This window comes from Paenibacillus sp. B46(2026), from assembly GCF_056786355.1.
Window position 1 is genome coordinate 4,566,940 of the sequence record NZ_CM165907.1, and the last position, 15,592, is coordinate 4,582,531.

11 protein-coding genes and 1 tRNA gene are annotated in these 15,592 nt (G+C 48.6%); all 12 read right to left on the reverse strand.

The annotated features are described in order from the left end of the window. Nucleotides 1-5 precede the first annotated feature (5 nt). A tRNA-Met gene (locus AC1S8V_RS20500) sits at nucleotides 6-79 on the reverse strand. 71 nt (nucleotides 80-150) lie between these two features. Next, complete coding sequence (locus AC1S8V_RS20505) at nucleotides 151-315, reverse strand: hypothetical protein (RefSeq protein ID WP_017687342.1); 165 nt, start codon at nucleotides 313-315, stop codon at nucleotides 151-153. 133 nt (nucleotides 316-448) lie between these two features. Next, nucleotides 449-1,900, reverse strand: coding sequence for an ABC transporter substrate-binding protein (locus tag AC1S8V_RS20510; protein ID WP_482070528.1), 1,452 nt, complete (start codon nucleotides 1,898-1,900; stop codon nucleotides 449-451). Between the two features lie 20 nt (nucleotides 1,901-1,920). Next, a complete protein-coding gene (locus AC1S8V_RS20515) occupies nucleotides 1,921-2,784 on the reverse strand; it encodes an ABC transporter ATP-binding protein (RefSeq protein WP_036614799.1) in 864 nt (287 codons plus the stop codon). Between the two features lie 2 nt (nucleotides 2,785-2,786). After that, a complete protein-coding gene (locus tag AC1S8V_RS20520; RefSeq protein ID WP_482070529.1) occupies nucleotides 2,787-5,711 on the reverse strand; it encodes an ABC transporter permease in 2,925 nt (974 codons plus the stop codon). Next, nucleotides 5,711-6,820, reverse strand: a complete 1,110-nt coding sequence (locus AC1S8V_RS20525) for an efflux RND transporter periplasmic adaptor subunit (RefSeq protein WP_482070530.1) — start codon at nucleotides 6,818-6,820, stop codon at nucleotides 5,711-5,713. Before AC1S8V_RS20525 ends, AC1S8V_RS20520 begins: the two co-directional genes overlap by 1 nt. Next, nucleotides 6,783-7,712 carry an ABC transporter ATP-binding protein gene (locus tag AC1S8V_RS20530; RefSeq protein WP_482070531.1) on the reverse strand — a complete coding sequence of 310 codons (930 nt, stop codon included), beginning with the start codon at nucleotides 7,710-7,712 and terminating at the stop codon, nucleotides 6,783-6,785. The genes AC1S8V_RS20525 and AC1S8V_RS20530 overlap by 38 nt, the downstream gene beginning before the upstream one ends. Before the next feature lie 290 nt (nucleotides 7,713-8,002). Further along, on the reverse strand, nucleotides 8,003-8,644 hold the full coding sequence (pyrE, locus tag AC1S8V_RS20535; protein ID WP_482070532.1) for an orotate phosphoribosyltransferase: 642 nt from the start codon (nucleotides 8,642-8,644) through the stop codon (nucleotides 8,003-8,005). Beyond that, a complete protein-coding gene (pyrF, locus tag AC1S8V_RS20540) occupies nucleotides 8,641-9,381 on the reverse strand; it encodes an orotidine-5'-phosphate decarboxylase (protein WP_482070533.1) in 741 nt (246 codons plus the stop codon). The genes pyrE and pyrF overlap by 4 nt, the downstream gene beginning before the upstream one ends. Nucleotides 9,382-9,486: 105 nt before the next feature. Then, nucleotides 9,487-12,705, reverse strand: a complete 3,219-nt coding sequence (gene carB, locus AC1S8V_RS20545; RefSeq protein WP_482070534.1) for a carbamoyl-phosphate synthase large subunit — start codon at nucleotides 12,703-12,705, stop codon at nucleotides 9,487-9,489. 1 nt (nucleotide 12,706) lies between these two features. Continuing rightward, the gene (carA, locus tag AC1S8V_RS20550) at nucleotides 12,707-13,849 is read right to left on the reverse strand and encodes a glutamine-hydrolyzing carbamoyl-phosphate synthase small subunit (RefSeq protein WP_047843735.1); all 1,143 of its coding nucleotides are present in this window, start codon (nucleotides 13,847-13,849) and stop codon (nucleotides 12,707-12,709) included. A 435-nt stretch (nucleotides 13,850-14,284) separates the two neighbouring features. Continuing rightward, nucleotides 14,285-15,589, reverse strand: coding sequence for a dihydroorotase (pyrC, locus tag AC1S8V_RS20555; protein WP_482070535.1), 1,305 nt, complete (start codon nucleotides 15,587-15,589; stop codon nucleotides 14,285-14,287). Nucleotides 15,590-15,592 lie beyond the last annotated feature (3 nt).

Consider the following 15,592-nt stretch of genomic DNA (forward strand, 5'->3'; position numbering starts at 1 on the left):
CTAAATTGCGGGGGCAGGATTTGAACCTGCGGCCTTCGGGTTATGAGCCCGACGAGCTACCGGGCTGCTCCACCCCGCGTCAGTAATAAATATTAAAACAGCGACTTAATTAATATACACCATACTACCCTAATAAGTCAAGGGGTAATGTCAGGGAATAAATCGTACACCATAACGACCTTTGCGTGAACGATAAACTTCAACTTCTGCCGGTTCATTGTGGCCATAGATCCATCCGTCCTGCTCCATTCGTTTTGCCAAGCATCCTGCCTGAAATTTGGTTGCATACAACTTGCTGAAATATACCCAGTGCATACCGCTCGTCCTTTCCGGAGTCGTCATTTATTCCTGCTTTTTGTAGAATACCCCATTTTCATAAAAATAGCCGCCAAAGATTAAAATCTTCAGCGGCTATATCCTTATCATGATATGACTACTTCATCAACTCTCATTGAAACGTAGCTTTAGGATCCTTTTTCAATTTCTCCAGCATCTCGTTTCCTTTAGCTGCCCACTCACCAAGCGCTTCTTTTGGCGTCTTTTTGTTCTCTAGTACTTGGTTGAAATATTCCATCCCTTTTTCATTTACTTGCCACAAGCCTGGGGATTTTTGATACATTTTATCCAGATTCGTATTTGTTGGTGGAATTGGCTTCAGCGCATAGAATGCTTGAATGTTATAATCCAGGCCGTCTTTGGGCTTAATGAAGCTCTTCCGTGATACCATCTCATAGCTGCTACGTGCTTTGATCTTGGCCCAGTCCTCACTGTTCATGTACTTGATCAGTTCCCACGCATCATCCGGGTTCTGAGCCGCACTATTAATCGCCATAAGGTTGCTCAGGTAGATGCTACCTCCAATTTCAGGAGCTTCCGGGTGAACGGGAGGTGTTACCACATCCCAATCCACTTTCGTAAAGTCTTTCATTTTATCCGCATTTTTGTTGGCATCAATTAATTGATTAATATAGCTGTAATCACCAATAACCATGGCCGACTTGCCACTCAGGAATAGGTCACCCTGTACTGGATCATAACGCCCACTCGGATTCTGATCCTGTGGTTCGTCGCCTTTAGGAATAACTTTGTCAATCGCAAGTTTGCTGATGGTGCTCCACACTTTCTCCCATTGAGGAGAATCTACGGTCATCTTCTCTGCTTTGTCATCAAACGTCTTCAGCTGCAACGAACTGTAGTACTGCTGCATGGAGTAGTATGGCGAACCACCCTGATATGTCGTGAAGGAGAAACCAAATACATGATCTTTACCTTCACCTTTCGTTAGACGGGTACCCAGATTGAAAATATCGTCCCATGTCATGTTGTCTGTTGGCGGTTCCACGCCTGCTTTTTCAAACATACCCTTGTTATAGAACAAAGCCGATGAGGAGAACGTTGGTGTCAATGCATAAATGCTCTGATCCCCAAGGTCCTTAATTCCCTCCAGTACACTAGGCACGATATCACTGGTGTCAAACTTGTCTTCCTGCATCAACGGGTCCAGCTGTTTTACCAGATTTTCCTGAATTAATGATTTCACTGTAGAAGTATCGGCAACGATGACATCAACCGGGTTATCGCCAGTCATAATCTTCTTCAGACTTTCCATCGTATCCGGGACTTCCGGCTGTTCTTCCGTGTTGCCATACCCATACATGCTGCTCTGATCAACAGCAGCTACAATTTCGATGGTTACATTGGGATGTGTCAATTCAAAAGCATCGGTAAATTGCTGACGGAAGTAACTGTCATCCTGTCCTCCCCACAACGTAGCCACACGTAGTACACGCTGCTCCGTATCCTTGGCCTCACTTGCCGTACAGCCGGCAATCAGCGGCAGTGCTAGCGTCGCAGTAGCGATGACAGCCAGCACACGTTTTCCCCACATACTATTCTTCATTTCCCAGTTCCCCCTCTTAATTATCTTGGCGGTGTAATGACAATACGTTCACCGTCAAATTCCAATGTCGCCCGGTTATCAATGGATAAGGCCTCCAGATACTCTTTTGGCACCTGAAGTCGTCCTGCACGGTCTATAATGACAAATGCTTCATGGATGTCTGGCATACCCGCCTCGGACAAGTTATGCTCATCATCCAGATTCGGGTTGCGCTTCACAAACTCGGTACTGGTCAAGCCGTCCCGAATCGCAACGATCCGGTCTACCTTGCCAGCAAGCGTCAAGTCATGGGTAACGATGACAATCGTAACGCCGAGTTCCTTGTTCATTCTTCGGAAAATGCCCATGATTGTATCACATGTCTCGGAATCGACCGAACCGGTAGGTTCATCTGCAAGCAGAATTTTGGGACGATTGGATAATGAGATCGCAATCGCTACCCGTTGTTGCTCTCCTCCTGACAATTGATGCAATTTGTTATGCATCCGATCCTTAAGGCCTACCCATTCGAGCAACTGTTTTGCATAAGCACGATCACGCTTGCCTCCCAGAATCATGGGTGTTTCCACATTTTCCAGTGCCGTGAGATAAGGCAGCAGGTTACGACCGTTATTTTGCCAGATAAACCCTACGGTATGACGTTTGTATTCGACCAGTTGGGCATCTGTCATCTTCAGCAAATCCCAGTCTCCCACAACAGCCGTACCAGCTGTAGGACGATCAAGTCCGCCCAAAATATTCAGCAGCGTGGATTTACCGCTACCGCTGTTACCGATGATCGCCATCATTTCACCTTGATTGACAGTCAGGTTGAGACCCTGAAGGGCAACGACTTCCACATCGCTGGATTTAAAAATTTTGACAAGTCCTTCGCATTGGATCACGTTTACCTCTCCTCTCCCATTTTGACTGCCTGATGAACCCGCAATCTGCGAATCTGCCAGAGCAACATCGTTGCACCAATGACCAGCATCACTACGGTGACCCCATACAGTTGCAACATATCCTGCTGTTCAAACACAATCCGGAACGGAGGTACCTGAGCAGATACATTATCCGTCGTTTGCAGGAATGGCAGGAATAAACGACTGGATACCTGACCAATCCCAATACCTAGCAGGATCGATAGACCTGCTGTGAACACCTGCTCCAGGAGCAGCATACCGCTCAGTTGTGCCCGGGATAAACCCATGGCCCGTAATACACCAAACTGCACAACACGGCCGGACAGGTTGAAGAACCAGTACAGCACGTACCCGATCAACGAGATGATAACCGATACCAGGAATCCAAGGCTCAGTATCCCGAATACGCCACCTCTTGACGGATGTTTACCCTGAGATACCAATTCGGTGCGGACGTCACGCACAGAAGATAACTCGATACCTTCTGCTGCAAGTTTCTCCATTAATGGAGCCACTTTGGCATCCGGTTCCATTTTCAGCCACACCTCATAAGGAATCAAAGGCACCTGATCATAGATATAATCCAGATTCGCCACGAAGAATGGCATCTGATCCGGATACTGGGCTGGCCAGTAAGGAATGATCCCAAAGACTACGAATTCAATCGCCTGTCCCTGTACACCCATGGAGACGAGGTCTCCAGTTTTCAACTTAAATTTGTCAGCAAATTTGGAAGAGATCAATACAGCCCCTTCATATTTACCAAGCAAGTCAAGGTACTTGTAGGGATGTGCCGGGAACAGATCGTTGCGGAACCATGCCACTTGAGCAAAGTCTACATTATCAATTCCGACAAGCATCCCCTGTCCGCCCGATTTACCAGAGACGATAATATTGCCTTTGGTCTGCAGCACTCGTGCTGCATGTTCAACCCCGTCTAATCTGCGGAACACTTCGAATGGAGGTTCGGAGTAGATGACTTTCGATGGCTGCGAAGAACCGCCACCACCACCTGGAGCACCTCCACCGCCATTGCCTCCGCCGGAACCACCACCAGCAGAACCTCCTCCTCCATTGCCACCACCACCTTGTTGACCTCCACCCGTACCGCCATTCTGTCCGGAACCACCGGGTTTAACCTCAGGTGTTCCTTCCCATACAGTCTGCATAATCACATCAGAACCATAACGGTACAAGGTACGCTCAGTGGAATTCAGATCAATCGTCCGAGCCGCAGCCGAATTGTACACCCCAAGTCCCAGTGTCAGTACAAGGAGGATCATCAGCGGATAATATGAAGAAGATGAACGCGATAGCTGTGTTAATGTCAGATACAACGGGACCGGGAGAAATTTGCGACCGATCAGCTGAATGAGCTTTAAAATCCACGGGAACAAGCGCAGGAAGAATAGTCCAAGCGCAAAGATCGCGAGTGCGGGTACAAAGAACAGAAACGGCTGTACCTGCAGCTGATCGGTTGTCATTCCGGTCTGGAAGGTCAACATCTGACGTTCATAGAACAGGTAGTATCCATATCCAGCCAGACCCAGCAACACAACGTCCAGGAACCAGCGTTGCCATACTGGAGCACGATCTGTTCGTGCTTGCCGCCGTTTGGCAGATACAATGGTTGCCCGTGCATAGGTTATCGCAGGGATAAGTGATGCGATGATCGCAACAAGGACCGCTGCTACGCCCAAGAGAATAGCTTCTTTTGATACACCGATCGGAATAGACTTCCGATCTACGAACGAGAGAAAGCCACTTGCTGAACCGATACTCTTGGCCATAAACCAACCAAGCAACGGCCCAATAACCAGCGCAATAGCGCCCAGAAATATGCCTTCAAGCAGGTAAAGAGAGAAGATCTGCCGAGCTGAAGCTCCGCGGCTGCGCAATACCGCAATATCACTCTCTTGTTTCTGTAATGACTGTCTGGCGTTCATCGCAATAAAATAAAAGACCATCGCAATCATCGGTGCTGCCAAGGTAAACAGCATGGTCTGCAATTGCAGACTCTGACTGCGGAACTGCTTGAGCAAATCACCAAAGGTGATGTCCACTTTTGTATCTTTCAGCCGCTGGTACAGATCGATATCCAGCCTTTCCAGCATGGAAGTCAGACCTGATAACTGGCTGGTTTGAATTTCTTTCAGATCAAAGGCATAATACCAACGTGAATTTTGAAGTGGAATCCCTTTTTCCTTCAGTAAAACATCATTAAAAACCGATTCATCCACATAAAGTCCATTCATCATGCCGTCAAATCCCTGTACCCAGTAAGGGCTGTTTGGATTATCTGCCTTGAAGGACCCCGTAATCTTCACACGTAACGTGATATCAAGACCGCTATACACCGGATATTCCAGAATGTCACCGATATGCAGGTCGTTACGGTACATGCCCTCTTCCAACATGACTGCCTCGATCGTGTCATCTTTGACCTGGTTTCCAGGTTTCACCCCGGCAGAGTAATTCACCTGTGCATCCAGCCCACTCATCGTACCCAGACTCATACTGCGCGCCCTGCTGGCATCCACTTTGGTTGGATCTTCCGGGCTCACCTCTGTGCTGCGAATGGATCTCGAATTCACATACGTATGAAAAGGAAAACCAATATCGCGAGGAACATCCTCACGAATATAACGATCTACTTCGTCCAGACCCCGAGTGTCTGTCTTCACGCCACCAGGTGCCTGATAACTCATAAGCAACGAACCGGCTGGCAACCCTTCACTGTTATCCTGCAGCGTTTGCGCGACGACCCGTTTCAACGCACCATCGGCATACATTGGAATACTGACGGTGAACGCTACCGCCACAATCAATCCGATCAGTGTGCTGAAGGTCATCCAGCGCGTGTTCCACATTTTGCGGAACAGCAGCCGAAGCAATGGCAGCCCCATTAGCGTCCCACTACTTTCTGACCTACGGTCAGACCTTTCAGAATCTCGACATCTGTCGATGTCTGCTGTCCAACTTCAACGTCCACTTCACGCTTGCTGCCATCAGTCTCCACGACTTGTACATACGTTCTTGAACCGATGGAGCGTAAAGCGGATACAGGAATCACAATTGCGTTCTCGGTACGCTGCGTTACAATCGAGACCGATAGTGGTGTGCCACGTTCGACTCCTTTTGGCATTTTTGCAAGTGTAACGATAACATACTTATCCAGCGTTTCCTTGGTTGGAGGCGTACCGCCTTCACCAGTCCCTTCGCCACTGCCGCTTCCCGATGCTTCCGCGATAGGCATAACTTTAATTTTGCCAGCGACTTTACCAGCTCCATTAATATCTACTTCTGCCTTCATACCCGCGGAGAACTTCTCCAGATCTTCCTTGGCAAAGGTAGCTGCCACAACCAGATTCGATGTATCCGCAATCGTAGCAATCGGATCATACGCTTTCACAGCTGCACCCTTCTCTACCTGCACAGCAATAACGGTGCCGCCAAACGGAGCTGTCAACGCGGCTTTACCCAGTTGTTCCTCCAGATCAGCGAGTTCCTGGCGCAGTTCTTCAAACGCAATCGTTGCTTCTTCGAACTCCACCGGGTCCATCTCATCCTTCTTGCGGAGTGTTTCCTTCATTTGAACTTCGGATTTGCGAATAGCCAGTTTCTTGCCACGGATCTCTTTCTCTACACTTTCCACATCGAGCACGGCCAGAAGTTGGCCCTTTTTCACTTTATCCCCTGGTTTAACATTTAACTCTTTGACATGCATGCCATCAAGCGTGAAGTACACCTTCTCTTCCCGCTGACTCATCATCTTGCCACTACCACTTACTTTTTTCTCCAACGTTTCCGTCCGGACTTCATATTCCGGTTTCTTGGAGATCGTTGGTGGTGTAATAGGCGGAAGCACTTCTTCCTCTGTTTCTGACGGCAGCAATGAGCAGCCGGACATCGTTGCAACCATTATCGCACCAAGTACAATAAGTGCAGCGCGTTTCCCCCTCTTCGGAGCGGCCCCTTTACTTGATAAATCTGCCGTCCGCCATTTCATAAACATGGTCCGCAACCTCCAAAATTGTAGGATCGTGTGTAGTCATACATATCGTTACTTGTTCTACTTCAATAATATTGCGGAATACGGCCATGACCTGAGCGCCCATCTTGGAATCCAGTTCCGCTGTAGGTTCATCCGCAAGCAACAATCTGGGTCTATGGGCAATCGCCTTGGCTATAGCCACCCGCTGTTGCTCTCCCCCGGACATCTCGAAAGGTCGGTGTTTCACCCGTTTGGATAGTCCAACCAGGTCCAGACAGTGACCAACCCTGTCCTTCCACTCCGCTCGCGGAACGTCTGCCATTCGCAGCGACAGTTCTACATTTTCCCAAGCAGACAATAAGGGCATGAGTGCATATGCCTGAAAAATAAAACCGATCTCTTTGCGCCGCAAAGCGGTCCGCCGCCGGTCTCCCCAATCCTGAAGAGGCTGGCCGGAGAACAGAATGTCTCCACTTGAAGGCTGATCCAATCCACCGAGCATATTCAGCAGCGTTGTTTTGCCTGAGCCTGATCGCCCCTTCAGCATGACCAGTTGTTGCGGATTCACTTCCATATCAATGCCTTTGAGCACATGGATGATACGACTGCCTGTCTGGAAACTGCGATGCACGTTACGCACCTCCAGTACAGGTCCATCATATGGGGGCAATATGTCCTTCTTTGGTTTGATCTTCTTCTGGGGTTCATCAACGGTAATGACAGCAGCTGCAGCCACTTCATCTGAAGTGATTTCACTTTCAGGTAACGGAGGTTCACTCGTCTGGTGATCGTGTTCATTGTTGTATGTATTTTCCCCCGACTCCGTCGATGCCTCCAACGGTGCTTCCCCTTGTTGATGTTCATCGCCTGACTGGCTCTTGGCAGATCTCTTTCTGGAAAATAAATTCTTCATGCCAGCAATCACGCTCATCCTTTCTTGAAATCCCGTTCATTTCTTCAAAAAACCTAAAATTAGAAATCTGTTCCATCCTACACTGAATTATAAACGACCGATCCCAACTAAAAGTTACAAGCTTTTTACAACGGTAGAGGGAAAAAGTTAATATTTTGATGAACAAACGAAAAAAGCATCCCAAAGTGCGGGATGCCTCTTGCATATTCGATGGTTTTGCCGCTATGACGGCAATCATTACAATTTTGATACCGTTCAGTCATGAACATTTTTTTGAGCTATCAATGATATTATTTACCAAATGAAGAAGGATCTTCACGCCAGGATTTGAGCAATTCAAAATCACTCTCCTGAATCGTTCCCTGAGCCAAAGCCACATCCATCAGAGCCGTGTAATTGGACAACGTCTGAAGTGGAATTCCTGCGTCTTCGAATGCTTTAACACCCTTATCTAGCTGGTAGCTGAAGATCGCAAGCACGGCGAGAGGAGTTGCACCTGCTACACGTACGGCTTCTGCTGCTTTGATCGAACTGCCACCCGTGGAGATCAGGTCTTCGATGACAACCACTTTTTGTCCTTCATTAATCAAACCTTCGATCAAGTTCTCCTTGCCGTGTCCTTTGGCTTTATCACGAATGTAGGCCATCGGCAGATTCAACTTTTGAGCCACCCAGGCAGCATGCGGGATACCTGCGGTTGCCGTACCTGCAATGACTTCTGCATCCGGGTATTGGTTACGAATAATCGTTGCAAAGGCTTCAGCAATATCGTTACGAATCTCGGGATAGGACATCGTTAACCGGTTATCGCAGTATATCGGTGATTTGATGCCGGATGTCCATGTAAATGGCTGCTGCGGACGCAGAGCCACGGCTTTGATTTTCAATAGTTGGGAAGCAATATGATTTGGAATCTCATTTAGTTCGATCATGCGTTTAACATCTCCTTCAAAATGGTTTCTGCCGCTTCTCGCGGATTGGGAGCGCCTGTAATCGGTCTGCCTACAACAATGTAATGGCTGCCTCTGGCAATGGCTTCACCCGGCGTCAAGACACGTGTCTGATCTCCCAGACCACTACCCGCTGGACGAATTCCTGGTGTAACGGTGTGAAAAGCACTGCCAAACGCTGCCCGAATTGCGGGCACTTCCAGCGGAGAAGCAACAACCCCATCCAGTCCGGCCTCTTGGGCCAGTCCAGCATAACGGACCACAGCAGCTTCCACGTTGCCCGGGATACCAATCTCGTTATTCATCGTTTCCAGGCTCGTACTGGTCAGTTGGGTGACTGCAATGATCTCGGGCTTGCTAAGAGAAGGATCAGCAGCGATTGCTGCCTCAGCGCCTTCACGTGCAGCACGCATCATGAGGGTTCCGCCCGCTGCATGCACATTGAACATGTCTACACCCAGACGCGTGATACTTTCAGCACCACCCCGAACCGTGTTGGGAATGTCATGCATTTTCACATCCAAAAAAACGGAGTACCCTTTGGATTTCAGCTCCCGAATAAAGTCCGGTCCTGCTGCGTAGAACAGCTGCATGCCCACCTTGAGATAACAGGGAATACCTTCAAGAGCTTGTACCAATGCTTTCGCTTCTTCCGCTCCCGGGTAATCCAGTGCCACCATCAGACGGCCAGCCATTTCATTGAAATTTGTGTGATTCATCACCAGCGCTCCCCTCCACCTGCTCATTTTTTCCATTTTTGCCCGATATAAAGGACATCCCGCCAGCCCGCAGGCTAACTGATGTCCTTCATCATCAATACATATTTATTTTACAAAGACAGGCATTGCTTCCGAAGAGAAATTGATCGTTTGCAGCATGATCAGCAGCGCACGAATCGTATCCAATGAAGTCATACATACAATGCCGTTCTCTACCGCTTCACGACGGATACGGAATCCATCACGCTGCGGTGTTTTGCCTTTGGTCAGTGTGTTGAAGACAAAGTTTGCTTCGCCGCTACGAATCATATCCAGAATGTTCGGCGAACCTTCGCTCAATTTGTTCACCGTCGTTACCGGAATGTTCGCTGCTTCAAGCGCAGCTGCTGTTCCGCCGGTTGCCATGATTTTGTACCCCAGTCTGTAGAAACCTTCGAGCAAAGGAACAGCTTCGTCCTTGTCTTTGTCTGCCACAGTCACGACAATCGCTCCGGTTGCCGGAATTTTCATTCCTGCTCCGATGAGACCTTTGAACAACGCTTTGGCGTAATTCGGGTCACGACCCATAACCTCACCTGTGGATTTCATCTCAGGTCCAAGGGTTGGTTCAACACGACGCAGCTTCGCGAAGGAGAAGACTGGAACTTTGACAGATACATGGTCCGACTCAGGCCACAGCCCGTCAACATAACCAAGATCTTTCAGTTTCACACCCAGAATGGCTTGTGTTGCCAGGTTCGCCATCGGAATGTTGGTTACTTTGCTCAGGAATGGCACAGTACGGGATGAACGCGGGTTCACTTCGATAATGTACACTTGGCCATCATGGATAACAAACTGAATGTTAACCAGCCCGACCGTTTTCAGTTCTTTCGCAATCTTGATTGTAATCTCTACAATTTTCTCTTTCAGATCCTGAGACAGATGTTGTGGAGGATATACCGCGATAGAGTCACCAGAGTGAACCCCTGCGCGCTCGATATGCTCCATGATGCCCGGAATCAATACCGTTTCACCATCACAGATTGCGTCAACCTCAACTTCTTTACCCATCATGTAACGGTCAATCAGAACCGGATGTTCCGGATTGATTTTAACCGCCTGCTCCATATACGTAAGCAATTCTACATCCGAGTATACGATCTCCATGGCACGACCACCAAGTACATAGGAAGGACGGACCAAAACAGGGTAACCCAGACTTTGAGCTGTTTCTACCGCATCATCGATGGAAATGACCGTTTTCCCTTTCGGCTGTGCAATCTCCAGACGGGAGAGCAGACGCTCGAACTTCTTGCGGTCCTCCGCCTCATCAATGCTTTCCAAGTCCGTTCCGAGAATCGTTACACCTGCTGCACGGAGTGGTGCTGCCAGGTTGATGGCTGTTTGACCACCGAACTGTACGATAACGCCTACTGGTTTCTCCTGTTCAATCACGTTCATGACATCTTCGAAGAAGAGCGGTTCAAAGTACAGGCGATCTGATGTATTAAAGTCCGTAGACACGGTCTCCGGGTTATTATTGATAATGACTGCTTCATAGCCTGCTTTTTGCAACGCCCATACCGCATGTACTGTGGAATAGTCGAATTCAATCCCTTGACCGATCCGGATTGGGCCTGAACCCAGCACCACAACTTTTTTCTTGTCTGAAGGGATAACCTCATTCTCTGTCTCGTAAGTGGAGTAGTAATATGGCGTTGTGGCTTCGAACTCGGCTGCACACGTATCTACCATTTTGTACACTGGGCGCAGGTTCTCTGCTTCCCGACGAGTTCTAACTTCCGCTTCAGTTGTCAATGTGCCTCCTGGTTGACCTTGCGCACGCAGTTCGGCAATGGCACGGTCTGTGAATCCAAGGCGTTTCGCTTGATACAGGATGTCGGAAGATAGTTCGGATTCCTCGCGAATGCGGTCTTCGAATGCGATCAGACCTTCGATTTTATCCAGGAACCACCAGTCGATCTTGGTCAGATCCTGGAGTTGCTGCAACGTATATCCTCTGCGGAATGCTTCGGCAATCAGGAAGATACGCTCGTCGTCCGCTTTCACCAGACGCTCGTTCAGCGTTGCTTCATCCAGTGTTTCAGCATCTTTGAGATAGAGGCGGTGTACGCCGATTTCCAGGGAGCGAACGGCTTTGTGAATGGACTCTTCGAATGTCCGGCCAATGGCCATCACTTCACCTGTTGCTTTCATCTGTGTGCCGAGCTTGCGGTTCGCCGAGATGAACTTGTCGAAAGGCCAACGAGGAATTTTGCTCACGATGTAATCCAGTGTAGGCTCGAAGCAAGCATACGTTTGGCCTGTTACCGGGTTGACGATTTCATCCAACGTGTAACCCATGGCAATTTTGGCAGCCATTTTCGCAATCGGATACCCCGTTGCTTTGGAAGCGAGGGCCGATGAACGGCTTACCCGTGGATTTACTTCGATAACATAGTATTGGAAGCTGTGTGGGTCCAGTGCAAATTGTACGTTACATCCACCCTCAATGTTCAGGGCACGGATGATTTTCAGGGAAGCCGAACGCAGCATTTGATATTCACGGTCCGACAGTGTTTGGCTTGGTGCCACGACGATACTGTCGCCTGTATGAACACCTACCGGGTCAAAGTTTTCCATGTTGCAGACAACGATACAGTTATCGTTTTTGTCCCGCATAACCTCATACTCGACTTCTTTCATGCCTGCAATGCTCTTCTCGACCAGACATTGCCCAATCGGGCTGTAACGAATTCCCGCTACCACAGTCTCGCGCAGCTCTTCTTCGTTTGCACAGATTCCTCCACCTGTTCCGCCAAGTGTGTAGGCTGGACGAACGATGATTGGATAGCCGATTTCATTTGCAAAATCAAGGGATTCTTCAAGTGTTGTTACGATTACACTCTCCGGTACAGGTTGCTCCAGTTCACGCATCAGATCACGGAACAGATCACGGTCTTCTGCTTTCTCGATGGAGGTCAACTGTGTGCCGAGCAATTTTACATTTTCACGTTCCAGAACTCCCGCACGCGCCAGTTCCACAGCCATGTTCAGACCTGTCTGACCACCCAGTGTTGGCAGCAAGCCGTCTGGACGCTCCTGACGAATGATTTGCGTCACAAAATCCAGTGTAATGGGCTCGATGTATACTTTGTCAGCCATGTTCGTATCTGTCATGATGGTTGCCGGGTTGCTGTTGATAAGTACAACTTCCACGCCTTCTTCTTTCAGTGCCTGGCAAGCTTGTGTACCGGCATAGTCGAACTCGGCCGCTTGACCGATGACGATTGGACCGGAACCAATCACCAGGATTTTTTTGAGATCTTTGTTAATCGGCATGTTATTGTGCTCCTTTCACTGCGGCTGCCAATACGGCTTGACGCGGCTTTTGCGGGTTAGTGATCTTGTGCTCGCGAATCATCTCGATGAAGCGGTCGAACAGATAGCTGTTGTCGTAAGGACCCGGGGCTGCTTCAGGGTGATATTGAACCGAAAATGCCGGGAATGATTTATGTTTCAGACCTTCGATGGTCTTATCGTTATTGTTGATATGTGTAACTTCCAGGTCTGTACTCTTCACAGACTCTTCGTTTACGGTAAATCCATGGTTCTGGGATGTGATGAAGCAACGTCCGCTCTCCAGTTCTTTCACCGGGTGGTTTCCTCCGCGATGTCCAAACTTGAGTTTTTCGGTGTCTGCTCCTGCCGCAAGTGCGAACAACTGGTGACCCAGGCAGATCCCGAAGATCGGGTATTCGCCAAGCAGTTCACTGATCATGTTTACTGCGTGAGGTACGTCTTTCGGGTCCCCAGGGCCGTTGGACAGTTGAATGCCGTCCGGGTTCAAGCGACGAATCTCGTCTGCTGTTACATCGTGTGGAACAACGACAACGTCACAGTTACGTTTGCTGAGTTCGCGCAAGATACCTGTTTTGGCACCATAATCCACGAGCACAATACGTTCAGCCGTTCCCGGGCTGTTGTAGACATGCTCTGTAGAAGTCATTGGCACCTGGTTACGCAGCTCGGCGATGGTTGTGTCACCCATCATCTCCAGCAGTTCTTCCACAGGCTTCGATCCTGTTGTGAGAATTCCCTTCATTGTGCCGTGGTGACGAATCCGGCGAGTCAACATGCGTGTATCAATTTCGCTGATTCCTACGATACCGTATTCCTTGAGCAGATTGTCTACGCTATATTCCGCACGCCAGTTGCTTGGCGTTGGCTCATGACGACGCACCACGAAACCGTGTACGTATGGACGAATCGACTCAAAGTCATCACGCGTAATGCCGTAGTTTCCGATCAGCGGATACGTCATGGTTACGATTTGACCGCAATAGGAAGGATCCGAAAGCACCTCTTGATAGCCTGTAATTCCCGTATTAAAAACGACCTCACCTGTAGTTTCACCTTCAGCACCAAATGCTTTCCCGGTGAACAGTGTGCCGTCTTCCAACAATAATCTTGCCTGTGCCTGCATCCCATTTCACTCCTCTGTGTTTATCAACGTTGAATACTTTGAGTTGAACATGTGGGCGTTACGTTTGGTGCGGCTCCGTGGGCAGAAAACCCTTTGATCGCTGTTATCCCCGGATTACTTTGATCCCATTCTTCAAATGGAGTAATCCGGTGATAAAGGCGAACGCTTTGCTTCTTCGGGTTCTTTCTGCCCACTCCGCAGTTACGTTGGCGTCCATGTTCAAAAGCATTATTCAACTGTGTTTTGTTTCGTATGTTAGACTCTCGGCATGATTTGCCTCGAGTTAGTTGAAAAGATGTTACTGGTGTAAAAGTTGTAGATTAAGTTTTAGAGTTAGATTTAAAAAGATTTATTGTTTTAAAAAAGTTAAGAGTTACTGATTTAAAGAGTTAAAGATATAGAGTTACTAATTTATTAATTTACTAAATTACCGTTTTACTGTTGTACCGTGTTATGCCACACGCTTTTGCCATCCACCCATGTTTGTACGGCCCAGCCTTTCAGCTTCCAGCCTGTGAATGGGGTGTTTCTTCCTTTGGTTGCAAACGTTGCAGGATCAACCGCTTTTTCCTCGTTCAGGTCAATCATCGTGATATCCGCAGGTGCTCCTTCTTCCAGTTTGCCTGTATCCAGTCGGAATACACGTGCCGGATCAGCAGTCATGCGTTTAACCAGGAAATCCAAGCTCCACAATCCTGTTTCCACAAACTTCGTGTACAGCAATGGGAAGGCTGTTTCGAATCCAACGATTCCGAAAGGTGCCAGCTCCATGCCTTTGGCTTTCTCTTCTTCACTGTGTGGCGCGTGATCAGTTACGATCATGTCCAGCGTGCCATCCAGCAAACCTTCGATACAAGCCTGCACATCGCGTGGTGAACGCAGCGGGGGGTTCATTTTCCAGTTAGCGTCCATGCCCGGGATATCTTCATCCGACAACACCAGATGGTGTGGACACACCTCAGCAGTTACTTTAATGCCGATGGACTTCGCCAGACGAATCAGACGAACCGATTGCTCTGTACTTACGTGGCAGACGTGGTAATGGACTCCCGTTGCTTCTGCGAGCAGAATATCACGGCCTACGTGGATAGCCTCGGATTCATTTGGAATGCCTTTGATGCCGTGGCGCTTCGAAAACTCACCTTCCGTCACATATCCACCAACAACCAGTGAGTCATCTTCACAGTGAGCGATCACTGGCATATCCATGCTTGCTGCGAGGCTCATGGCATCCTTCATCATTTGAGCGTTTTGTACGCCTACACCGTCATCTGTGAATCCAATAGCGCCTGCTTCTTTTAATGCGGCAAAATCGGTAAGTTCACGACCCAGTTCGTTCTTCGTAATGGCTGCATAAGGCAACACTTTAACCAGATCTGCTTCTTTGGCTTTATCCAATACCAGTTTCACAACTTCTGGAGTGTCTGTTACCGGTCTTGTGTTCGGCATGCAGGCGATCGTTGTAAAACCGCCTTGTGCTGCTGAACGGGCACCTGTCTCGATTGTCTCTTTGTGTTCGAATCCAGGTTCACGCAGATGCACGTGCATATCAATCAATCCCGGAATGACCAGTTTGCCTGATGCGTCTGTCACACGATGCGCTGACTTTTCGGCATCCAATACGGCTTGGTCTTCCAGGCCAGCGATCTTTTTAATTTTACCTTCATCTATAATGATGGTTTTCCGTTCAAGTTCCCCTTGTTGGTTCAAGATGTTCGCATTCTTTATAATCTGTAGCATAAT